21 protein-coding genes and 1 riboswitch are annotated in these 23,939 nt (G+C 46.4%); of the genes, 19 read left to right on the top strand and 2 right to left on the bottom strand.

Annotated elements, in window-relative coordinates; genetic code table 11:
* Positions 1–753: IS3 family transposase (locus tag WH45_RS22355; RefSeq protein WP_162198459.1), on the top strand; the 753-nt coding region annotated here is incomplete at its 5' end.
* Between the two features lie 133 nt (positions 754–886).
* On the opposite strand, the gene WH45_RS22360 is transcribed toward WH45_RS22355, so the two are convergent.
* The gene (locus WH45_RS22360) at positions 887–1,555 is read right to left on the bottom strand and encodes a DUF1129 family protein (RefSeq protein WP_046216648.1); all 669 of its coding nucleotides are present in this window, start codon (positions 1,553–1,555) and stop codon (positions 887–889) included.
* A gap of 256 nt (positions 1,556–1,811) precedes the next feature.
* Between WH45_RS22360 and WH45_RS22365 the strand changes: the two genes are divergently transcribed.
* The 17 genes from WH45_RS22365 to WH45_RS22445 all read left to right on the top strand — a co-directional run bounded on the left by WH45_RS22365 (position 1,812) and on the right by WH45_RS22445 (position 22,570).
* Positions 1,812–2,648 carry an alpha/beta hydrolase family protein gene (locus tag WH45_RS22365; protein ID WP_046216649.1) on the top strand — a complete coding sequence of 279 codons (837 nt, stop codon included), beginning with the start codon at positions 1,812–1,814 and terminating at the stop codon, positions 2,646–2,648.
* Positions 2,649–2,834: 186 nt separating this feature from the next.
* Positions 2,835–2,934, top strand: a riboswitch (TPP riboswitch).
* Positions 2,935–3,049: 115 nt separating this feature from the next.
* Positions 3,050–3,847 carry a hydroxyethylthiazole kinase gene (gene thiM, locus WH45_RS22370; protein ID WP_046216650.1) on the top strand — a complete coding sequence of 266 codons (798 nt, stop codon included), beginning with the start codon at positions 3,050–3,052 and terminating at the stop codon, positions 3,845–3,847.
* 70 nt (positions 3,848–3,917) lie between these two features.
* Entirely contained in the window at positions 3,918–4,736 is an 819-nt protein-coding gene (gene thiD, locus WH45_RS22375; RefSeq protein ID WP_046216651.1) for a bifunctional hydroxymethylpyrimidine kinase/phosphomethylpyrimidine kinase, read from the top strand.
* Positions 4,723–5,376, top strand: a complete 654-nt coding sequence (thiE, locus tag WH45_RS22380; RefSeq protein WP_046216652.1) for a thiamine phosphate synthase — start codon at positions 4,723–4,725, stop codon at positions 5,374–5,376. The genes thiD and thiE overlap by 14 nt, the downstream gene beginning before the upstream one ends.
* A gap of 523 nt (positions 5,377–5,899) precedes the next feature.
* Positions 5,900–7,243, top strand: a complete 1,344-nt coding sequence (locus WH45_RS22385; RefSeq protein ID WP_046216653.1) for a DUF3048 domain-containing protein — start codon at positions 5,900–5,902, stop codon at positions 7,241–7,243.
* Between the two features lie 195 nt (positions 7,244–7,438).
* Positions 7,439–8,053: a DUF47 domain-containing protein gene (locus WH45_RS22390; protein WP_046216654.1), complete on the top strand. Its 615-nt coding sequence runs from the start codon at positions 7,439–7,441 to the stop codon at positions 8,051–8,053.
* A gap of 214 nt (positions 8,054–8,267) precedes the next feature.
* Positions 8,268–9,269, top strand: a complete 1,002-nt coding sequence (locus tag WH45_RS22395; RefSeq protein WP_046216655.1) for an inorganic phosphate transporter — start codon at positions 8,268–8,270, stop codon at positions 9,267–9,269.
* 103 nt (positions 9,270–9,372) lie between these two features.
* Complete coding sequence (corA, locus tag WH45_RS22400; protein ID WP_046216656.1) at positions 9,373–10,335, top strand: magnesium/cobalt transporter CorA; 963 nt, start codon at positions 9,373–9,375, stop codon at positions 10,333–10,335.
* Positions 10,336–10,471: 136 nt separating this feature from the next.
* Complete coding sequence (locus tag WH45_RS22405) at positions 10,472–10,762, top strand: YerC/YecD family TrpR-related protein (protein WP_017814542.1); 291 nt, start codon at positions 10,472–10,474, stop codon at positions 10,760–10,762.
* Positions 10,763–10,764: 2 nt separating this feature from the next.
* Positions 10,765–11,538 (top strand): sirohydrochlorin chelatase, encoded by a 774-nt coding sequence (locus tag WH45_RS22410; RefSeq protein WP_046216657.1) that lies wholly within the window; start codon positions 10,765–10,767, stop codon positions 11,536–11,538.
* 93 nt (positions 11,539–11,631) lie between these two features.
* The gene (locus tag WH45_RS22415; RefSeq protein WP_046216658.1) at positions 11,632–12,528 is read left to right on the top strand and encodes a diacylglycerol kinase; all 897 of its coding nucleotides are present in this window, start codon (positions 11,632–11,634) and stop codon (positions 12,526–12,528) included.
* 184 nt (positions 12,529–12,712) lie between these two features.
* On the top strand, positions 12,713–13,651 hold the full coding sequence (locus tag WH45_RS22420; protein WP_046216659.1) for a DUF1963 domain-containing protein: 939 nt from the start codon (positions 12,713–12,715) through the stop codon (positions 13,649–13,651).
* Positions 13,652–14,032: 381 nt separating this feature from the next.
* Entirely contained in the window at positions 14,033–15,628 is a 1,596-nt protein-coding gene (gene rlmD, locus WH45_RS22425) for a 23S rRNA (uracil(1939)-C(5))-methyltransferase RlmD (RefSeq protein WP_046216660.1), read from the top strand.
* 319 nt (positions 15,629–15,947) lie between these two features.
* Positions 15,948–16,628: a hypothetical protein gene (locus WH45_RS22430; protein WP_046216661.1), complete on the top strand. Its 681-nt coding sequence runs from the start codon at positions 15,948–15,950 to the stop codon at positions 16,626–16,628.
* A 34-nt stretch (positions 16,629–16,662) separates the two neighbouring features.
* Positions 16,663–20,835 (top strand): NACHT domain-containing protein, encoded by a 4,173-nt coding sequence (locus tag WH45_RS22435; RefSeq protein WP_046216662.1) that lies wholly within the window; start codon positions 16,663–16,665, stop codon positions 20,833–20,835.
* Positions 20,836–21,148: 313 nt separating this feature from the next.
* Positions 21,149–21,850, top strand: coding sequence for a CPCC family cysteine-rich protein (locus WH45_RS22440; RefSeq protein WP_046216663.1), 702 nt, complete (start codon positions 21,149–21,151; stop codon positions 21,848–21,850).
* Positions 21,851–21,862: 12 nt separating this feature from the next.
* Positions 21,863–22,570, top strand: a complete 708-nt coding sequence (locus WH45_RS22445) for a hypothetical protein (protein WP_235338458.1) — start codon at positions 21,863–21,865, stop codon at positions 22,568–22,570.
* A 112-nt stretch (positions 22,571–22,682) separates the two neighbouring features.
* Here WH45_RS22445 and WH45_RS22450 read toward each other — a convergent pair whose 3' ends face one another.
* Entirely contained in the window at positions 22,683–23,213 is a 531-nt protein-coding gene (locus WH45_RS22450) for an NAD(P)H-dependent oxidoreductase (protein ID WP_046216665.1), read from the bottom strand.
* A 222-nt stretch (positions 23,214–23,435) separates the two neighbouring features.
* Between WH45_RS22450 and WH45_RS22455 the strand changes: the two genes are divergently transcribed.
* Entirely contained in the window at positions 23,436–23,783 is a 348-nt protein-coding gene (locus WH45_RS22455) for a winged helix-turn-helix transcriptional regulator (RefSeq protein ID WP_046216666.1), read from the top strand.
* Positions 23,784–23,939 lie beyond the last annotated feature (156 nt).

Below are 23,939 nucleotides of genomic sequence, written 5' to 3' on the forward strand. Positions count from 1 at the left end.
TTGAAGCGGCAATCCATCGACCGGGATGTGGAGGATAAGCAAGTCGTAAGCAAAATCTACACCAAATACAAGGGAATATACGGCTACAGACAACTACAATTGTTCTTGTGGCACGACGAAGGCGTGTGGATGAATCACAAAAAAGTGCTTCGACTCATGCAGAACCTTGGCATTCAGTCTCGTATTCGTAAAAAACGTCAGTATAGGTACACGACCAACACGGCGGAACGAATCGCTGAGAATGTATTCAACCAGAATTTTGTCGCTCACCGACCGAACGAAAAATGGGTCACGGACATCACGCAAGTTCTCATCGGCGAGCGCTGGTTATATCTGTCTGCCGTCAAAGATCTTTTCAACAACGAAATTGTGGCGTACGCCATCGGCGAACATCCCAATAAAGAATTGGTGCAGCGTACGTTTCAAAAGGCGTTTCGCAAACGAAAAGACGTGACGGGCGTGGTCGTTCATAGCGACCGCGGAGCCCCGTACACGTCTCATCTGTACCACGACATGCTGCCCAAGGTTGGCGCCCAAATCAGCATGTCTCGTGGAGGAAATTGTTATGACAATGCCTCCATTGAGAGTTTCTTCTCCTCGTTAAAGACCGAAGGACTCTCCCTCTATTCTATCCGAAGCTGGAAAGAAGCGCAAAAGCGAATGGAAACGTATATCCGCTTTTACAACACCAAACGACCACAACGAAAACTAAATAAACTGACGCCGGTAGAGTACCGACGCCAGTTTGCTTGATGGGGCTTTTTTAACTGTCTACAAAATAGGGGCTTGACCACAATTCGCCGGAGGCTTCTTTCTATATTAAATGCAGTATGCCGTAGTGGCTGGATGATTCGAACAACAAACAAAGCGCAGCAGAGCCAACCACTTAGCGGCGCATAAAGATAAACTTCTGGCCGAGAATCCCGATAATACACAGAATCAGACTCATCCATGGCGAGATGACCAGCACCGGCATCACATTGCGCAGATAGGTTCCGACGACAATGATCGCAATCATGATAATCAGATAGGACATGACCGAACGGGCATTGATCTGCATTCGCGGACGGTCCAGATCGCTCTTCTCTGCAGGTTGATCGGCGACGCGGCGTACGAGTTCGACCAGTACAATCGCACCGGCTGCGACCAGGACCAGGGTGGAGAGACTGATTTCACCGACAACGCCCGAGCCGCTGATATTGATTTTGAAAAAGCCCATCAGTGCCTGCAGCAGGAACACCCACGTAAGCGCGACCCAGACAATCATCAGATAATACATCGGTTTGCTCATCTGCCGGGTCTCCGGCAGGTTCTCGATGAGCTGATTGGCATAACTGTCCGATTCCTTGCCAAACAGCTGGCGGGCACTTTTGCCTTTTTGCTGGGCGTCGAGCAGATGCCGTCCCATCTCCAGCAGCAGTTCCTCACCTGATTCGCGGCGGATGCGAGCGTCCCGTACATGCACGATGACATCGTCATAATAGCTCAGATTATCCTGTTTGAGCTGATCGCGAATCGAATTAATATCCTTTACCAAGTGACGCACAGTACTCATAATCGTTCCTCCAATCGTAATCAATTGTACCTGAATATATCCCTATTTATACCGGCTGCCTATAGTACCGGAGATCGGTCTGGAAGCTATTATTCTGTCACACTTTCGCTCCATTGACAATTGAATTCCCGGGATGCTAATATAATCTTACCTTAAATCATATTAAACTCATCGGAATTATTTAAATTAAACATTTCACCTTTAAAAAATAGGAGTTTTCTGATTATATACACAGCTATTGCGGGGAGGAATCATTATGGAGAGGAATATCGTTATTCGCCATCAGGAACTGGATTTAACAGCCAGTATTCACTATCCGACGCATGACCGTCAGACCGATACACAGGGCAAAGGCAAGGACCGTACACCGCTGATTATTATCTGTCACGGTTTTGTCGGCAGCCGGATCGGTGTGGACCGCCTGTTCGTCAACAGCGCCCGTGAACTGGCTGCTGATGGGTACATGGTCGTTCGCTTTGATTACGCGGGCTGTGGGGAAAGCAGCGGACTATATGGTCAGCAGGGACTGGACTCCATGGTCGCGCAGACCCGCACTGTGCTCGATTATGTCATAAACTGCAGCGATATTGATCCGACCCGGGTCACGCTGATCGGTCACAGCCTCGGTGGAGCGGTAGCGATTCTGACCGCTGTCCGCGATCACCGGATCAAGCATCTGGTACTGTGGTCGGCGGTGGGTCATCCTTTTAATGATATTGTGAAAATTGTCGGCCGCGAGACGTATGATCAGGCGGTAATCGAAGGGGAAGCGGATTATCTGGGCTACTGCTTCAAGCCGGTTTACTTTGAGTCGCTGGGCAATTACCAGCCGTTCATCGAAGCGCGCCAGTTCAGCGGAGATGTATTGGTCGTGCATGGCACCGGGGATGATGTGATTCCGGTGGATTATGCCTTTTTGTACCAGCAGGAGTTCTGGACCCGGCAGGAAGGGCGCTGTGACAAGCAGATTATTTTCCAGGCGGATCATACGTATTCTTCCGGTCCGCATCGCCGCGAACTGCTTCGTTATACACGCGAATGGCTCGCCGGACGTGAAGCGGCACAGACGCAGTGGCAGCATTGGATGATCTGATCGTTTGGCATATGTACATCTTATAAGGCTGTGTATGGAGATAAAGCACTGTAATGGAGCATGAACCGGCACGGCTGTGGATTTGACAGTCGGCGGATATCCTTATAAGATCGTAACTATAAAGAGACCAGAGGACACCGGCAGCGCAAGACGTTCGGTGTGCAATCCTTACTCATCATATTGCTTTGAATTCACTAGGGGAGCCGCGAGGCTGAGACGGATCATATCCGGACCCTTGGAACCTGATCTGGGTTATACCAGCGGAGGGAAGTGGACGCGGATATTCACTCATGCCTTATACGGCACGATATACCTGAATGAATGATACGACCCATTGATCTCCTGCTGGAGGTGAATGGGTCTTTTTTGTATATAGTTTGAACAGTCGAGGAGGAGAAGGGATGTCTTATTTGCAAAAGGTGCGTGAGCAGAATCCGCTCATTCACAATATTACGAATGTGGTGGTAACCAACTTTACAGCCAATGGGCTGCTGGCTCTGGGGGCTTCGCCCTTTATGGCGTATGCGCATGAAGAAGTGGCGGATGTCGCCGCGATGGCTGGAGCGGTCATGCTGAATATGGGCACGCTCGATGAATATACGGTGCAATCGATTCTGCTGGCAGGACAGTCTGCCAACCGGGCGGGAGTGCCGGTTGTGTTCGATCCGGTGGGAGCGGGAGCAACCGCTTATCGTACAGATTCGGCCCGCCGGATTAGCGAGCAGGTCAAGGTCGATTTTCTGCGCGGCAATGTAGCAGAGATTGCGAATGTAGCCGGAGCCGAATGGAATATCCGCGGCGTCGATGCAGGGGCAGGAGAGGGAGATCGTACTCAGCTGGCCCGCCAGGCAGCGGAGCAGCTGGGCTCCATCGTGATTGTGACGGGGCAGGAGGATATTATCACCGACGGTCAGGCGACCCTGACGGTGGCGAACGGACATCCGCTGCTTACCAAGGTGACCGGTGCAGGCTGTCTGCTTAGCTCGGTGGTGGCCGCTTTTGCAGCGGCTGCCGGAGGCCGAGAGCACTGGCTGCAGGCAGCAGCAGAAGCGCTGGCTTTCTACGGCATAGCGGCAGAGATGGCAGCAGAGCGTACAGAAGGACAGGGAACCGGCAGTTTTCAAGTGGAGTTCATCAATCAGCTGTCCCTGCTGACTCCTGAACAAGTGCAGCAGCGGGCGCGGATCGAGCCCCTATAGATGTGGCCAGGCTTGGCAGGATAATCAGGCAGTAGATTTTATATCCCTATTCAAAGGAGTGCAAACAAACATGAGCATCCATCAGGCATTAACGATCGCCGGCTCGGACAGCGGCGGCGGAGCAGGCATACAGGCCGATCTGAAAACTTTTCAGGAACTCGGCGTCTACGGCATGTCGGTCATCACGGCAGTGACCGCCCAGAATACGGCAGGTGTACAAGGCGTCTATCCGGTCGATCCGGAAGGCGTCATCCGTCAGCTGGATTCAATTGGGGAAGATCTGGCACCCGAAGCGGTCAAGACAGGGATGCTGTTTAGCGCAGACATTATTTATGAAGTGGCACAGGCAGTGCAGCGGTATGGCTGGCGCAATCTTGTGATCGATCCGGTCATGGTCGCCAAAGGAGGCTCCGTGCTGCTCCAGCAGGAGGCGGTTCAGGCATTGACCAAGCATTTGCTGCCGCTCGCCGAGATCGTCACACCGAATGTGCCGGAAGCGGAACTGCTGACCGGCATGAGCATCCGGCAGCTGCAGGACCGGGAAGAAGCGGCCCGCCGACTGACCGATATGGGCGCACGCTATGCGATTGTCAAAGGCGGTCATGATCTGTCGACAGCAGGTGCCGTCGACGTGCTCTACGACGGGCAGAACTATCATTATCTGGAGACGGCGCGTATCGATACACCGCATACCCATGGAACGGGATGTACGTATTCCGCTGCAGTCACCGCGGAGCTCGCCCGGGGCCGCTCTGTGCTTGAAGCGGTGCATACCGCCAAGCAGTTTATCCAGGCAGCGATAGAGGATGGGCTGGGGATCGGCTCGGTACACGGTCCGACCAATCATTTTGCCTATCGGCAGAGGGGGTATACTCATGAGCCGTCCTGATACCGACATCATGCGCCGCTGGTTGAAGCTCTATCTGGTCATGGGCAGTGTAAACACAGAGACGCCGGAGCAGGTGCTGCGCCAGGCGATTGCCGGAGGCATCACCATGTTTCAATTCCGGGAAAAGGGAGTGGGCGCACTGACCGGTACAGCCTGTGTTCAATTGGCCCGCCGTCTGCAGGAGATCTGCGCGGAGCACGGGATTCCCTTTATCGTAAATGATGATCTGGAACTGGCACTCGAACTGAATGCGGACGGCGTACATGTCGGTCAGGACGACGAAGCCGCTTCGGTCATTCGCCGCCGTCTCGGTCCGGACAAGATCGTCGGCGTCTCGGCCCATTCGCTCGAAGAGGCACGGCAGGCGATCGCAGATGGAGCGGACTATCTGGGAGTCGGCCCTGTCTATCCGACCATTTCCAAGCCGGATGCTGAGGCAGTGCGGGGGACGACAGTCATCGAGCAGCTGCGCACTGCCGGACTGGATATTCCGGTAGTCGGCATCGGAGGCATCCATGCATCCAACGCCGCTCCGGTGATCGCTGCGGGAGCGGATGGCGTCGCAGTGATCTCTGCCATTGCCGGGGCGCCGGACAGCCGTGCAGCCGCCGCCGAGCTGGCCGGGATGGTGACCCGGTAAACACCGTACCGGATGCTTGAGATCCGGCTGATGATATAAAGAAAGAGCAATCCACACAAAAAGTCACTCTACCGGTATACGGAGACCCTCCGTATCTGGCAGAGTGACTTTTTAATGAGGGCGGCAGAGGAGACTGCCGAGCGGGTATCAATGATTACGCTTCAGGTCAGGCGACTCCATCGATGACTTTGCCAGACCCATGCATAAATTTACAAAATATGAGCTTTGCAGTTCTCCAGTCGTAGCGGCTAAGTATATAATGGATGTATTGTCTGCAGCAGCCTCTGGCTATGCAGCAGTGTCACCGATCACCCGCGTCAAGCATACATAATGAACAGAAACATCTATTACAGGACACAGCCAGGCCGCAGATTCACCCGTATGGCAGCATACGTTATAGACCCGCCAGTCCGGATGCCAGCAAGCGTTCATGCGGAATTCATGCTGGCAGTCTATCTTTGACGTAGCAGCTGTCCGGCATAATCGCTGCTCTGCTGCTGTCCTTCATTCAGAGGAGGATGTTATGAAAATTTCCTGGTCGCCCTTATTACGTGGAATCATGCCTGTGCTGCTCGGGATCAGCCTCACCGCCTGTCAGTCCGATGAAGTCACTACGCCGCCGCCGACCGCGATACCTGCCCCGGAAAAGGCAGAGCCTGCGCCGGAAGCGACTGTGAAGACGCCTGCCCACACCGCGCCGCTAACCGGACTTCCCGTCAAGCAGCCTGATCCCGCGCGTCCGGTCGCCGTCATGATCAACAACGCTCCCGCGGCACGTCCGCAGTCCGGTCTGGCCGAAGCGGATATGGTGTATGAAGTGCTCGCCGAGGGCGGCATTACCCGCCTGGTCGCCATTTATCAGAGCTATCACGGAGACGCCACCATCGGTCCGGTACGCAGCATACGTCCCTATCTGATCACACTTGGCGAGACAGTGAACGGACTGCTCGTCCATGCCGGGGGCAGCACCGACGCCTATGCCATCTTGCAAAACGGCGGCAAGCAGCATCTCGACGAGATTACCAACGCCAGCGCTCCATTCTGGCGCGATTCCAGCCGCAAGGCGCCGCATAATCTGTATACCAATGAGCAAAAGCTGCGCAAAGCCGCAGCGGACAAAGGATATACCGAGCAGGTCACTTTGCCGGTGTACCCGTTTCTGCCGCCAGCGGATCAGACGAAATCTGCCGACAATGAATCAGCAGAATCGTTATCCGCCAGCACCGATACGGATACCGGCCTTACTACAGAACGTGCATCATCCCATGTGCAGACCAACTCGGATTCTGCCAACGTCAGCACTACTCCTGCCGACCCAAGTACCGGAAATGGAAATGGAAATGCTGCGTCTGCCGATCTCAATGCTGCCAGCATAACTGCAAGCACGAGCGGTGCAGGCGAAAGCCCGGCCGTCAATAGCGCATCATCTGCCACAACCAGCTCGGAGCAGGTGAATTCCCTGCAGCTCAAATACCTGCTGGACAGCTATACCGTCGGTTATACGTACGATTCGGCCAGCGGCCAATATACGCGCAGCATGAACGGCAAGCCGCATATCGATCTCAATACCCGTGAGCCGCTTACCGCCGCCAATGTTATTGTACTCGGCGCCGATTACAAAGTGCTGGATGATGTCGGTCGTCTCAGCCTTGATCTGGAGTCCGGCGGCGAAGCGCTCATGTTCCAGCAGGGCCGCATGATCCGCGGTGAATGGAGCCGCAGTGACGGAGATGTGATCCGTTTTCGCAGCGGCGGGCAGGAGACACCGCTCGTTCCCGGCGTGACCTATTACAATATTGTGCCGAACAGTCCGTCGTTTTATAGTCACATAACAATTGATGATAAAAAAATGGACAAAAATGGATAAAGTAAAGGCTTTCGGTGTAATGATATAAAGAAGTGCTGAAGTTTGTATGAGATTTGTACATTATTTGTTAAGCTATTCTTTACAAAACCGCACACGGATTGATAAGATAACAAAGGTTGTTATCAAAGCCAGAATTGTGCTTAAAATGCGATTTTACGACATTTTTCGGCAAAATTTCGAAAAGGGGTTATAGGAATGCGTATTAAAAAGAAGGATATCTTTTTTGAGACGCTGGAGAATATGGCGGATAGCCTGGTACAGGCTGCGGACTATTTCGCAGAACAGGTCGCAAGCCTTAAAGACATTCCACAGTTCACCAAAATGATGAAGGATTATGAGAACCAGTGCGATACGTATACCCATACGATCATCACCGAGTTGAATAAAACATTCATCACGCCGCTGGAGCGCGACGATATCATGGAACTCACGACCAAAATGGATGATGTAATGGACGGCCTGGAAGCCTGTGCTTCCCGCTTCGAGATGTATCATCTGAACAAGCCGGACCAGTATATCAATGCCTTTGCAGAGATTCTGCGCGAGTGTGCCTATGAGATTCAAAAAGCGATTCAACTGCTTTCCCAGAAAAAACTGCTGCCGATCCGCGAGCACTCGATCCGCCTGAATGATCTGGAGAACCAGGGCGATGATATCATGCGCAAATGCATCACGGAACTGTTTGCTACCGTTACGGACCCTATCGAATTAATCAAACGCAAAGAAATCTATGAGCGTTTGGAGAATACAACGGATTCTTGTGAAGATGTAGCCAATACGCTGGAATCGATCATTATGAGCAATTCCTGATCCGGAAAGAAACCGAACCGACGTAAGTGTGAGCTGGTTCGTTTTTCTTTTGTCACCTGGCAGAAACTGAGCTGCTTTTAGGAACAGATTCATTGATGCTAACAGAAGATTCGGATTTTGCCGCGACTGCAAAATCTTAAGATAATTAAGGAGGTAGTATCATACAGCTTCTCTACAAATAGGAGTGGGGAGAAACTCTGTATGATGAATAAATATGGTAGAAACCTCATTATTCGTGCTATGTATTGTCGTATTCCTGGCGCTGGCGTTTGATTTTATCAACGGCTTCCATGATACGGCAAATGCGATTGCCACATCGGTGTCCACCCGGGCACTGCCACCGCGTACAGCCATTCTGATGGCCGCGGTGATGAACTTCCTCGGTGCGATTACATTTACCGGTGTTGCCAAGACGATTGGCGGCAGCGTCGCCGATCCCGCCACACTGGAGAACGGTATACCGATCGTTATTGCGACGCTGATCGCAGCGATTATCTGGAACCTCGCGACCTGGTGGTTCGGAATTCCATCTTCATCCTCCCATGCACTGATTGGTGCACTGGCGGGTGCTGTATTTGTCGGAGCCGGTTCAAGTTCGGTCAACTGGAGCGGTTTTATCAAAATCGTCGAAGGTTTGCTGTTGTCCCCACTGATCGCCTTTGTGATGGGTTTTATCGTTATGTATATTCTGAAATGGATCTTCGCCAAGCGCAGCCCGCACTCGGTGAACAAAGGCTTCCGGACAATGCAGATTCTGACGGCTGCCCTGCAATCCTTTTCCCATGGTACGAATGATGCGCAGAAAGCGATGGGGATTATCACGTTTGCCCTCGTAGCGGCCAATGTCCAGGATAATCTGGAAGTACCGCTGTGGGTTAAAATCTCCGCCGCAACAGCGATGGCACTCGGTACATCGGTCGGTGGTTGGAAAATCATCAAAACGATGGGAACCAAAATTTTCAAAATCGAGCCGATCAACGGATTCGCTGCTGATGCAACGTCCGCAACCGTTATCTTCACAGCCACACTGACTCACCTGCCGGTAAGTACGACACATGCCGTTACTTCCGCGATTCTCGGTGTTGGCGCAGCCAAGCGTTTCCGTGAAGTGAAATGGGGACTCGCCGGCCGGATCGTGATTGCCTGGATCGTGACCATTCCGATCGCGGCGACGCTGGCCGGAATCATTTACAAGCTGATGTTTGATCTGTTTTAACTTTTTATAAGCACAACCGTATGAACGATTCCGCCGTTTCTTGCGAACGGCGGTTTTTTATGCGATTCTAGCCTTATCCGATCCCGAGAAAAGAGGTTGAAGCGTGATACGTATAATGGGCTTTACACATGAACATATGATTGTGGAAGATGTACCGCTGGAGAAAGTGAAGTCCGGCGATTATATATGGTGCTGGGTCGATTTTGACCGTCCGACCGAAAAGGAATCCGAGCTGCTCAGTACCTTTTTCGAATTCCACCCACTGGCGGTGGAGGACTGCATGCATCTGCTGCAGCGTCCCAAAATGGACTATTATACCGATGTGGAATTTTTGGTACTGCATGCCGTGAAGCGCGATACGCTGAATGTGGAAGAGGTCGATCTGTTCATCAGCGAGAATCTGCTGGTGTCTTTCCATCATCAGAAACAGCCGGAAGTCGACTCTGCCTGGGAGAGAGTGCTGAGTTACCGTACCGGCAAGCGGCCCAAATGGATGCGCGGTCCGATAGCAGCGGCCTATATCATTATCGATAAAATCGTCGATGAGTACTTCCCGTGTGTATTTGATATCGAGGATGAGCTGAACGAACTGGAGAGCCTGGGTCCGGATGAAGCAGTGGATGAGCTGCTGGCACAGGTATTTGCTCTGCGGTCGCGGCTGCTCAAGCTGCGGCGTACGGTCGTGCCGATGCGCGATCTGATGTACCGTGTCGTCAATTCCCAGCATATCCAGAAGGTGGACGATCATCATTCCTATTTCGGGGATATCTACGATCATCTGCTCAAGCTGTCCGATATGATCGAAGCGGATCGCGAGATGACATCGGATCTGCGGGACAGCTACATCTCGCTCAACTCCAATCGCATGAATACGATCATGAAGACGCTGACCGTTATCACGACCATATTCATGCCGCTGACGCTGATCGCGGGCATTTATGGGATGAATTTTGAGTTTATGCCGGAGCTGCACTGGAAATATGGTTACTTTGGCGTACTGCTGCTCATGTTCCTGCTGGGCGGGTGTATGATGCTGCTGTTCCAGCGGCGGGGCTGGTTTAAATAGTCTCGCCGGTAATTTTGGAAGATTTTATGGAAAAGACGTGTTGATTCTGTGATACTGTACATCGTTAACGCTTGAAAAAACAAATGGTAATCTATACAATGAAATTACATTAACCGTAGTAGGGGATGATCTAATCGTGCAACTTAAAAAGCTTGATGATAAAAGTGTCGATCAATTATTCGAAGCGATCCTGACGCTCAAAAACCTGGAAGAATGCTATGTATTTTTTGATGACCTGTGCACAGTGAACGAGATTCAATCGCTGTCCCAGCGCCTGGAAGTAGCTCGTATGCTGGGCAAAGGCGCGACGTATAACCAGATCGAAGCGGAGACCGGCGCGAGTACAGCGACCATTTCCCGTGTCAAACGCTGCCTGAACTATGGCAATGATGGCTACAAAATGACGCTCGAGCGTCTGGGGAGATAAATATGATGAAACCGGGTGTATTGATAATCAGTCATGGATCGCCGGACCCGACATGGATGCACTGGATTGACGATGCAGTGGCAAACACTTCCTTTCCAGCCGATCTGCCTGTAAGTGCCGTCTATCTGGACAATGTGCCGGGACGATTCATACAGGACGGGATTGATGAACTGGAGGGACAGGGAGTTACCGATCTGCTCGTTATACCGCTGTTCGTGTCCTCCGGCAGTACACATATGGATGAGATTGCCTACGCACTGGGTGTCAAGGCAGAACCCGATCGGGAGACAGATCTGGAACCGTTTACCATTAGAGCCAACGTGCACTTTGGTTATCCGGTCGATGACGATGACGATATTGCCCATATGGTATGGGACAAGGTCAAGCATCTGTCGACTGTCCCGCAGGAGGAGACAGTGCTGGTCGTCGGTCATGGCAGTATTCATGATGGCTTCCGTCAGCGCTGGGAAAAGGGCATCTCTTCGCTTGCCCGCCGTGTCGGCGATATCAGCGGCACCGCTCATGCCGATTATGCACTGCTCAATCCGGACAGTCTGCGGTCCAAAACCGAAGAATGGACGAGCCGCGGTTACCGTGTGCTGGTCGCGCCGCTGTTCCTGAGCTCGGGCATTTTCCTGCGTTCGGTGATTCCGGGGCGTATCGAAGGGTTAAGCTATGAATATGCTGGTGAAGCGCTGCTGCCCCACCCGCGCCTGTCCCACTGGATGGAGCGCCAGGTGGATCTGCTGATGCAGCAGCTTCAGGTTGTAGAATAAGACATAGCCGGCCTGACCGGATCGGGTGGCAACAGCTGCCGCTCCTATGATCTGTACAACAGGCGAATCACAACAATATTAGGTGGCATGAACATGAAAAGAGCGAGGTTAATCTATAACCCGACCTCCGGCCGTGAAGAGATGAGACGCCGTCTGGCGGACATTCTGAAGCGACTGGACGAGGGAGGCATCGAGGCCAGCTGTCATGCAACGACAGGCGAATCCGATGCAACTGTGGCTGCCATGGAGGCAATTGAACGCGGCGGTTACGATATGATCATCGCCGCTGGTGGCGATGGAACGATCTACGAAGTCATCAACGGCATGGCCGCATACGATAACCCGCCGCCGCTGGGCATTTTCCCGCTGGGAACGACCAATGACCTGTCACGGGCGCTGGGCATTTCCCGGAACTGGGAGCAGTACTGCGACCTGGTCATCCGCCAGCAGTCACGTCCGATCGATATCGGCAAGGTCAACGACCGTTACTTTATCAATATCGCAGGCGGCGGTTCCTTTACCGAGCTGACGTATGAAGTGCCGAGCAAGCTCAAGACGATGATTGGACAGATGGCCTACTATATGAAGGGCATCGAGAAAATGGTCAATCTTGCACCTACCGAGCTGATCATCCGGGCGGAGGGGATGGAGACGATTCATGACCAGTTCATGATCTTCCTCGTCGCCAATACGAATTCGGTCGGCGGCTTTGAGAAGCTGGCGCCGGATGCGCGGATCGACGATGGACTGTTCGACGTGATTGCCGTGCGCAACTGCAATCTGGCTGAGTTCATCCGCCTCGTTACCATGGCGCTGCGCGGTGAACATCTAGACGATCCCAAGGTGCTCTACTTCCGCACGAGCAAGCTGGATATCGAAGCGCCGCGAGCGGACGAAGTCATGCTCAATCTGGATGGTGAGCTGGGCGGTAGTCTGCCGGGTCATTTCGAAGTGATGAAGCACAAGCTGCGGATCTTCGCGGATATTTAAAAAGACTGCTTATCATAGCACAAGGCTGCCGGTCGGCGGCGTCAGGATCTCTGCATGGGATGAATGGACGCTGCAGTCGGCAGCTTTTTTTATGTTTCAGGGATCATGACCTTTGCCTGAAGAAGCTTAGATCACATAAGATAACAGGAGAAGAACCATTATATACATACAGGAGGAATACCGAATGGCGAACTTTCCCAATCTGCTGCCGGACGAACAGCTCAACAAGCTGCTGGAGGAATATGAGTTGCCTGAACTGGAGAACTATTTGCGGGATAATCAGCGTCCGGTGGTCAAGCTGGTACGCGGAGCCGCCGGGCATGCACATGTCGGACATTCGCGCTTTGGCGGCTTTCCGGATCTGCCGGAAGACATGCAGTGGCCGCAGACCAAGGACGGCGAATGGATGACCCTGCTCGCGCAGCTGAATCTGGCTCAGCTGTCTGCCGAGATAGGGTCCGGGAATACATCGGGTACAGATATCTACCGCTCGCTGCTGCCGAAGAAGGGCATGCTGTACTTTTTTGCCGGAGTCGATGAGCCTGCCTACAATGTGGAGCATCGTGTCCTGTACTGGTCGCACGAGGATGTGTCCCGTCTGACCTACCGGGAGCCGGAGCAGACCACAGTGCTGGAAGAAGAGGCAGAGATGAACTTTCGGCCTTTTGAAGTCCATGCCCATGCGGGTGTGGAATTCCCCAACTATGCGTACAGCCAGGTGGAAGAGCTGGAGGACGAAGCAATTACGGAAGATACCTATGACAAGTACCTAGGGATGACAGAAGAAATGAACGACGATCCGCAGGGCAGCATTGGCAAAATGCTCGGTTATCCTGCCGAACAGCATGGCGACGCGGAGTTCGAGGCCGTAATGTTCCGGGATATCGGCAAATACACCTATCGCCCGGCAGATGACCGCAAGCGTCTCGTGAAGTATTACGATGGTGACGAGCAGAGAGTGGATCAGGAGATCGACGATATACTGATGCTGCTGGAAATCGACAGCGACGCTCCGATTGGATTCATGTGGTGGGATGCGGGATACATCCACTTTTTCATTTCGAGGCAAGATCTGCTGGAGCTGAACTTTGACCGGACGTACTGTTCGATCTATTCCAGCTGATCCTTATACGCGAATAAGACGAACCGGCTGCCCTGGCTTTTTTTGCAGGGTATCCGGTTATTTTGTTTACTGTGTTTTCCGTGAGGATCGGAAAGGTATCGGCTCCAGTAGACTCCTGGTATAGCACGTCTGTCAGCTATACGTTGGGATCAGACAGGTTATTTTATGAGAATCGAATAAATTACGGTATATTTTCCGTTAAAGTATCGTGATTGTATTGTCACACCACCTGCTTTTCTATACAATTTAATAGTTGCCCGTACCTTCTTTTGGTACCTGATAGAGGAATGGGTATGATGACGGAATGTTGCCCTGGCAGCATGAATAGACAACACGAATATCGAGGGATCATTCGAATATACAGAAAATGGAGTAACTGCTATGAACAAAGACCGCAAAGGCGGCAAAACATACAGCAAGAACAGACAGAAGCCCAGCGCAGCCACAGCGGCTGCCATTGCCGGACTGCCTGTCGCCAAAAATGACGAACTGGAACTGGATATTATCGGACTGACTCACGATGGAGAAGGTGTAGGCCGTGCAGACGGCTATACCCTGTTCGTCACCGGCGCCCTGCCCGGCGAGAAGATTCAGGCTCGCGTCATGAAGACCAAAAAGCAGTACGGCTATGCCAAAATGCTGGGTCTGCTGCAAGCAAGTCCCGACCGCGTCGATGCCCCTTGCCCGATCTTCGATAAATGCGGCGGCTGCCAGATCCAGCATATGAGCTACCATGCCCAGCTGGAATGGAAACGTCAGCATGTGATCGACAATCTGCAGCGCATCGGCAAGCTGAATGTGCTGTCAGACGAAGCAAGCCTGCCGCATGGAGCAGCCGGATCAGCGAGTATCGCATCCGCAACTGCCGAGCAGCAGGAGGACAGCAATGCACAGCCATCCAGCACATCCGCTGGACAGCCAGCTGCAGCCGCTTCCACCCAGGGCATCCGCGTCCTGCCAACGCTCGGTATGAGCGAACCATGGCGCTACCGCAACAAGGCACAGGTCCCGATGGGCGAAGACAACGGTCGTCTCATCGGCGGATTCTACGCACGGGGTACGCACCGGATCATCGATATGCAGAGCTGCCTCATCCAGGACAACCGTAACGACCAGCTGGTCAACAAGGTCAAGCAGATCGGCAGCGATCTGGGCATCCGTCCATATAACGAAGAGACCGGCGAAGGACTGCTGCGTCATGTCGTCGTCAAGGTCGGCTTCAGCACCAACGAGATGATGGTCGTGCTCGTTACCAATGGCAATCGTCTGCCGCGCCAGGAAGAATGGATTCAGCGCATCCGCGAAGAAATGCCACAGATCGCCAGCATCTGTCAGAATATCAACACCCGTCAGACAAACGTCATTTTCGGCGACGAGACGCGTGTACTATGGGGCAGCGAAGTCATTCACGACTATATCGGCGATGTGAAGTTTGCCATCTCGGCACGATCCTTTTACCAGGTGAATCCGGCGCAGACCGAAGTGCTGTATGAGCAGGCAGTGAAGTATGCCGGCTTAACCGGCAAAGAAACCGTAATCGACGCCTACTGTGGCATCGGTACGATCTCCCTGTTCCTCGCCCAGCATGCAGAGCGTGTATATGGCGTCGAGATTGTAAAAGAAGCGATCGAGGACGCTCGCAAGAATGCGAAGCTGAATCAGATGGACAACGTGGAATTCGAAGTCGGCGCGTCCGAGGATGTAATCCCGCGTTGGAAAGAGCAGGGCATTACGCCAGATGTGATCGTCGTCGATCCACCGCGCAAAGGGTGCGATGAGCGCCTGCTGGCGACGATTCTGGAGATGCAGCCGGAGCGAGTGGTGTATGTGTCGTGTAATCCATCGACGCTGGCACGGGATTTGAAAGTGCTGGAGGATGGTGGGTATGTGACGACGGAAGTGCAGCCGGTGGATATGTTCCCGCATACGGTGCATGTGGAGTCGGTGGCAGTATTATTTAAAAATAGAAATGAATAAGAGTATTCGATAGATTGAAAAATATCAATTTTTCATTGTGTAATTGTAATATGATTCATTAATCTATGATAAAGTAGCTAGTTCTTTGTAGAAAAATTTAAGAGACTGAATCTTATCTTATATTTAGCTAAATGGAATTTCGATTTACTTATTTATATTAGCAGGGTAAATTATAATTTTATAAAAGAATGAAAAAAGGCAAATCTATCATATGGAAGTAGAATTGCCTTTTTTATTTAAAATAACTAGCTCTAAATAGAGCTGTGAGGAACGGAAAAAGCTGTAAATGGTTATTATATAAGTTTAAGGAGAAGGTAACATGCTAGATAAGTTGGGAGAGATTTTAGCGTTATTTTTTCAAGATGTCTTTGATAAATCTTCAAATGGATTAAAAGAATTTTCTGAAAAAACCGGTTGGATTGTAGATATAGAAATCATAAGCAATTATAAATTATTAAATAGATTACAAGAGCTTTTTGAAAAAGGGCAATTTGATAAAGCAGCAAAATTGTATAAACGATATATTATAAATTTTTATACAGAAGATAAGTTTGTAAAATTAGAAAATAAATGGATTCAAAATGATACGTTAAAACAAAGAATTGAAATCTTACTTCAGGTATTAAAAGCACATCGACTGGAGATGTATTATGTATCTGTTCCTACAATGCTAGCACAGATTGAAGGTTATATTTGGGAAATTAATAAGTATAGTGGACGAATTCATCAAAAAAAGTTAAAAGAGTTTATAAACAACCAAGAGCATTTATCTATTTTTACTGAATCTATCAGTAGTTATATTGAAAATGTTATATTTGTGTCTTTTAATTTAGATGAAAACTTAAATTCTGAAATTAGCAGAAATGCTATTTTACATGGTTATGATGTTCTTTATGGAACGAAAGAAATATCATTAAAGTTAATAATCGTAATGAATGTTCTCCAACAATTTTATATGAATATTTCTTCGCCAAAAATAGATGATGAACATAGTGAATAATCTTAAAAATTAATTGCACAAAGGAGAGAAAAGTATGAGTATTGATTGGCATAATATTAATATATTTAATGGCTCTAAAAATAATGCTTTTGAAGAATTAGTTTGTCAATTAGCTAGAGCAGAAGAAATTAAAGATAAAAAAGACTTTTATAGGATTGCTGCGCCAGACGGAGGAGTAGAAGCTTACTGCACTTTGAAAAATGGTGAAGAATATGGATGGCAAGCAAAATATTTCTTTTCTATGGGTCGCTCACAATGGAATCAGATAACCGATTCATTAAATACTGCATTAGAAAAGCATCCAAACTTAAAGAAATATATCGTTTGTATCCCATTAGACAGACAAGATCCAAGAATAGAGAATCAAAATTGGTTTATGGATAGATGGAATACGAAAGTGGAGGAATGGAAAAAATATGCAAAAAAATTAGGGAGAACTATAGAGATAGACTATTGGGGGAGTTCAGAACTAATTTATCGGTTATCTAAAGAAATACATGCAGGGAGAAAGTTGTTTTGGTTTTCTACTGAAGAGTTTTCTGATAATTGGTTTAAAGAGCATGTTAATTCTCATATCAGCGATCTAGGGAAAAGATACTCGCCTGAAATAAATGTAGAGCTTGATATAGCTACAAATTTTAATTTTTTGAGTAGAGATAAAGTCTGCGACGAAAAATTAAAAATATATTTTCATTCTTTATTGGTGAGTATTAATAAAATACTTACTCATGAATTGATACAAATGATACCTGACAGAATAAATTTGGTAAGTGAAAATAAGCAAATTCTGCTTCAGCTCTACACACAATTTCAAGCACATGAGAATAGATTTCTCGATCTAAATCAAGCTAAAAAAACCATTTATAATTTATTTGAACTACTTGAAAATATCGATTTTGAAGAAGAAGTAATTACGAAAGCCCATAATAAGAATTTACAAAATGAAATATATAAATTGAGACAAGACTTACGAGATTCAGCAGATTTTCTTAATGATCCTGCTATAGATTTAATAAATGAACCACTTTTGTTTCTTACTGGAGAAGCAGGAGTAGGCAAGTCTCATTTACTTGCTGATATTGCTCAAATTAAAATTAAAGATAATAAAGGATGTATATTTCTTTTAGGTCAGCACTTTACTTCTGAAAACCCTCCTTGGAAACAAATAATTGGTAATTTGCTTAGAGTAAGATGCACAAATGAAAAAGAATTATTAGGAGCTCTTGAAGCAAAAGCAGAAGCACAAGGAGAAAGAATTTTATTTATTATTGATGCGATAAACGAAGGTAAAGGTCGACTCTTTTGGCCAGAACATATAAAAGGGTTCATACATTTATTCCAACACTATCCTAATATAAGCTTAGTAATGAGTGTAAGGTCTTCTTATGAAAAACTTTTAATAAAAGAAGTTCTTGAAAATAACAAGGGGACAAGGATTCAGCATTCAGGCTTTGATAATATTGAATACCAAGCGACCAGCCTTTTTTTTGAACAATATGGAATCGAACAACCAAGCGTGCCTTTATTACATCCAGAATTTAGTAACCCTTTATTTTTAAAATTGTTTTGTGAAGGTTTAGAAAGAAATAATCTTCATAAGATCCCAAAGGGATACAGCGGTATCAGCAGTATTATAGATTTTTTTATTCGAAGCGTAGACCGGAAACTATCGAAACCGTCCCAATTTAATTACCCAGAAGATATACATGTCATAAAAAGGGTCATTAATGAACTGATTAAATATAAATTTGAGAAGGATTTAAATTATATCCCTTACGAAGTAGCTTATGAAATTGCAGAAACTATTATAGCGAAATTTACTAATGAACGGCGATTTTTAGATGCACTTATTTCAGAAGGGGTATTTTCAGAAAATCTTTTCTGGGAGAAAAATGTGAATGAAAAGGGGATCTACTTAGCCTATGAGCGATTTGAAGATCATTTTTTAACAGCATATCTTTTGGATGAGCATTTAGATCTTAATAATCCTAAAAGCTCGTTTCAAGAAGGAACCACTTTAAATCATTATTTACAAAATTCACTGATTTATCAAAATATGTTGGAATCTTTATCGATACAGTTACCTGAGAGAGCAAACATCGAATTATATGAGCTATTGGAAGAAGAGGAAAAAAGTGATTGGTCTGTTCGAAATAGCTTCGTGAATAGTTTAATTTGGAGAAAGACAGATTCGATAAAATATGACAAAAAAAATAGAGAGTATATTAATAATTATGTTATGAAATACGTTAATGGTGAAAAAGCTTTTTTTGAAATGATGTATTCAGTCTGTATGGATCCCGATCATCCTTATAACGCTGATAGACTCCATCAATGGTTAATGCAATATTCTCTTGCTGACCGTGATTCTATATGGACAGCCTACTTAGGTGAAATATATGATACTAGTGCTCCACAGAGATTAGTTGACTGGGCGATTTATTCGAAAGGCAAAGAGCATTTATCTAAAGAATCAAAGTTGTTGGGTAGTATTGCAATGGCGTGGCTTTGTACAAGCACAAATATTTCGCTTCGAAATGCTGCAACGTATGGTATGGTCTCAATTTTAGAAGAAAATATTAATTTAATACTTGAATTGCTTGTTAAGTTCGAAACAGTGAATGATCCCTATGTGTATGAGCGTATTTTAGCAGCAGGCTATGGAGCAATTTTAAATTCTAACAAACTAAATGGTTTAAACGAAGTTGCTGATTATATTATCAAATTTTTTTTTGGTGCAGATGAAGTTTATCCTAATGTGCTGGTTAGAGACTATGCACGAAATATAGTTGAATATGCACAATATAAAAAGGTAATAAATCTTGTAGATATGGACATAGTAAGGCCACCTTATAAGAGTTATTTTCCAACTGTTTTCCCAAAAAATAAAACAATTGATGCTTATTATTTGGATTATAAAGCTGGGGATTTTAAAGATTACTATTGGAGTCAAAATATAATACTTAGTTCCATGATAACAGAGTACGGTCGAGGGATTTCGAGTTATGGAGATTTTGGAAGATATATTTTCCAAAGTGCACTACATTCTTGGAAGCATTTTGATCCTAACGATCTTAGTAATTATGCATGCAAATTGATTTTTGAAGACTATGGATATGATGTTGATAAACATGGGGAATTTGATAGAAATTCAATACGTACAAGTGAATATGACCATCTTGTTGAAAGAATTGGGAAGAAGTATCAGTGGATTGCTTTATATGAAGTAATGGCAAGACTCTCCGATAATTATAAAATGGTGGATGAATCTAGCCTATGGGAGAAGGATGAGAAATACATGTGGTTTCAAGGCCCATGGAACGAAGGTCTTAGAAGTTTTGATCCTACCGTTCGTCCCCGAAAACCACTAAGAAAAAAGAATATGCCTAAAAATACAAAATACAAGTATTATAATTCTTGGGAAGGATCTAATAAAGAGTGGTTGTCCCAAAAAAACGACTTACCAGAAATTCTTAGTTTGCTTAGTTACCAACGACATAAGGAAGACTGGGTTTTGCTAGAAGGACACTTTAAATGGCAAGAACCAGTTCCTTTAGGAAGAGAGAAGGATAGCTATCAGTATAAACAACTCTGGTACCAAATTAGAAGTTACTTAGTTAAAATAGAAGATCAAGAAACTATTCTAAAATGGTTAGCTGATAAACACTTAATGGGACGTTGGTTTCCAGAAGCTAGCCATATCTATGGAGTTTTTAAAAAAGAGTTTTACTGGTCACCAGCATATAATTGGTTTCAAAACCCCTATTACGGCGGTGAAAGCTGGAAAGTGGTTCATGATCAAAACGATAATTCAATTGTTAGAGTGCTGCCGACTGTCGAATATTATGATTGGGAGTCAGATGAAGGTTGGTCTTTAATGCCAAAAGAACATCTTTATGAGGGAATAGGAGCTCAATATAGCAATGAAATAGGTGGATGGGAGAACAAAGACAAGAAAATCATTTGCCAATCCTTTTTAGGGATGATGGATAGTCAATTAAACTTGGGAATTAACAAAGAGGTCTTGCAAAAATTCTTGGGGGCTAATAAGTTGGCTATTTTTTGGACATGTCTTGGTGAAAAAAATATAACAGGTTCTTTTGACCGTGGAGGAGAAAGAACAAATTGGTTAGAAATTTCGTCTATTTATAGTCTAGAAGACAATGGGCAAGTGACTCTTAGGTCTTCTAACTTTAATGTAAAATAAATTCGTCTGAAGATATATAAACACAATCTATTTATTAGGTATTTGGGATGAAATCAAATAAAATTCACTTAAAAAATCCAAAGTACACTAATAGTTGATTTGAAATCATTATAAAATAGGCATTACAGATTTAAAGACTAATCAACTCCAAAGCTCTCTCGTTTTGAGAGAGCTTTTTTTAGAAAGTTAATGTGTAGCTGCATAAGTTTCAGTAATATACAAATGAAGTAACCTATACCATTCTGGATTGTTGCTGATGAACCTCGTAAAATAAAACGTAACCGTCAATAACTGAAAGGAAGGTGAATATAAAATGGCTCGTTACAATTGTCCCTGCTGCGGCTATCCCACACTGGAAGAAAGACAGAGTTGGGAAATATGTTGTTTGTGTGACTGGGAAGATGACGGGCAAGATGATCCTTATGCAGATCAAGTTTGGGGTGGACCCAATCAGGATTATTCTCTTACCCAGGCCCGGCAAAACTTTAAAAATCACTACAGCATGTACAACGATAAACAAATAATCCTGAACCAAACGGATAAAGAAATTCAGACCAAGAAAAGTCTGATTCATGCATTCAAGCAACTGGAAACTTTAGATGATCAATCTGCTCCATACATATGGCAGGAAATCTATTCATTTGAAAAGATGTTAGCAGATCTTGTTGATGAAAAAGTAGAACGATACAGCAATAATATAGACCAAAACCGGGAGAGCATGAAGCTGATTAATTCTGACAATCCGGATGCTATTGTAGATGGCTTGCTGTCTCTGGCATTGAGTGCAGACGATGGAGAGTTTGCCGAACAAATGATGACCCGGTACAGTCAGCATGATAATGAAAATATAAGAGGAATAGCGATTCTATGTTTTGGTCATATTGCGAGAATACATGAAGTAATCCATAAGGAGCATATTATTCCGCTTATTCAGACTGCACTGCATGATGAGAGTCCATTTGTTAGAGGACATGCAGAGTCAGCATTAGAGGATATCAATATGTTCTGTAAGTGAAGAAATTTGAAGGTGATTTCCAAAGCCTTTCGTTCAGCTCTTTCCGGTAAACTACGTATCGTCCAAATAAATGAAACAAAGGATACTCATATGGCAAATCCATTCTCTAACAAAAAGAAAATCCGCGGTTGGAAGCGTCGAATCAAACAGATTGAAAAATGGAAACAACGTTATATCGATTTGGATATGGAGCAATTGTGCCGTAATTATAAAGACCATGCCAAGCTGTGGATTGACCCATTTTACAGGTTAACCAGACGTAATCCTCCGATATGGTATTCTCGATTAATCCTCGCGGGCATGATAGAAATCTACCAATCTTGGTCGCAGCAGATGCAAAGTCTAAATGAACCGTTCTATCTGAAAATATGGCTCTGGCATCCGAATTTTATTCATTCACAAATTGTTGTCGCTTTTCGTGAGTACTCCGACTATTACAATAACACATTCGATAAAAGCAACGATCTTAAAGTATTTCCCTCACATCTGTATAAGCGTGTACCTGGTCTTGAGGAATTTAAATGGGAACTTGCTATAGATTCAGTGGATTACTGGCTTTCTGATCTACAAGAGGATATTGGTATGGGAATTAGAACGGATAAGGATATTGAAGCGATAAAAAGTAAAGCATACAAGTGCGAGACTGTAAAAACAAGTGCCGGTAACCATACTGTTTATAATGTGAAAGTCGGTGATGTTTGGTTAGGCGAGATTAGATAATAAACTATCGTCTGCGATATGCATTTAAAATGCCAAGTTATCGCTTTCTCCAGACAGATAAGGGCTATCCTAACAGCTTCAATAAAGCCCAGGATAGCCCTATTTGGATTCATTACTGATACTCCATAATATAATCAATATACTCTCTGGCACTCAGATCAATCTCCTCATCACTTGCCTGAAAGGAAGATCCAAAGACCGCAAAGTAGGGGAGTGCTATCGCACCCACATGAATGGTACTGGCTACGAATGGCGCGATCAATTGATCCACGGTAAAGGAAACCGAGCCTTCGGATGTATAGTTTTCTTTCTTATCACCGATAGATATAGCAAGTCCCAGCTTTTTCCCGTTAAGTTTATTCCCCGCGGATCCATAAGCCCATCCATATGTAAATACATCGTCAAACCATTTCTTGAGTAAAGGTGGATAGCTGTACCAATAAAATGGAAATTGAAAGATAACATGATCGTAGGCTTCCATCATCTCTTGCTCGCGGGGGACATCAATATTCCAGTCAGGGTATTCTTTGTATAGTTCATGGATGGTAATATCGCCGGGATGCTGCAGCAATTCTTTTCTCCAGCGCTGGTTTACACGGGAAACTTCAATATCGGGATGTGCTAAAATGACTAATGTTTTCATTATAAAATCTCCTTTTTAAGCTAGTGTCCAAGAGTGTATCTCTAATATGCCTCATCTTCATTGGTGGAACATTCTCATTATCTTGCAGACCCAGGAAAAAGAAAATACACACAATAAAGTAAGATGATTACCTCAAGGTAAGTACTGGACCATGCCCAAAATATGTGTAAAAATGAGTTGTTAAGCTGATTCCATCCAGTTGCATGAATGAGGTGTTATGCTATGAAACAATATCATATGGGCATCGAAGCGACCCTTGAAGTGATCGGTGGCAAGTGGAAAGCATTGATCATATGCTTATTAATGACCGGTACCAAGAGAACAAGTGAGCTTCAGCGCAATATTCAAGGCATCTCGCAAAAGGTTTTGATTCAGCAGCTTCGGGAACTGGAGAGAGACGGACTGGTCACCAGATATGTATATCAGCAGATGCCGCCCAAAGTCGAATACAGCCTGACCGAATACGGCGTTACAGCCAATCGTATTGTTGAAGTCATGTGTTCCTGGGGAACAGAGAATATCCGAATGAGACAGCAGCAAGGGGAAGAAATCGTGTTGCTGGAAGAATAAAGTTTGTGTTGGAGCAGATAGATTCTTTTCTGAAGAAATAATCCTTTAAGTGGAAATAAGTAAAAAGACTCCGACCACAATGAACTGCACCCCTTAAAATGGACATTAGAAAACCCCTCGGTTAAACTAATGAGCATTTGGGGGTGCATTTTTCAT

Source organism: Paenibacillus wulumuqiensis (genome assembly GCF_000971965.1).
GTDB classification, from domain to species: Bacteria; Bacillota; Bacilli; order Paenibacillales; family Paenibacillaceae; genus Saccharibacillus; species Saccharibacillus wulumuqiensis.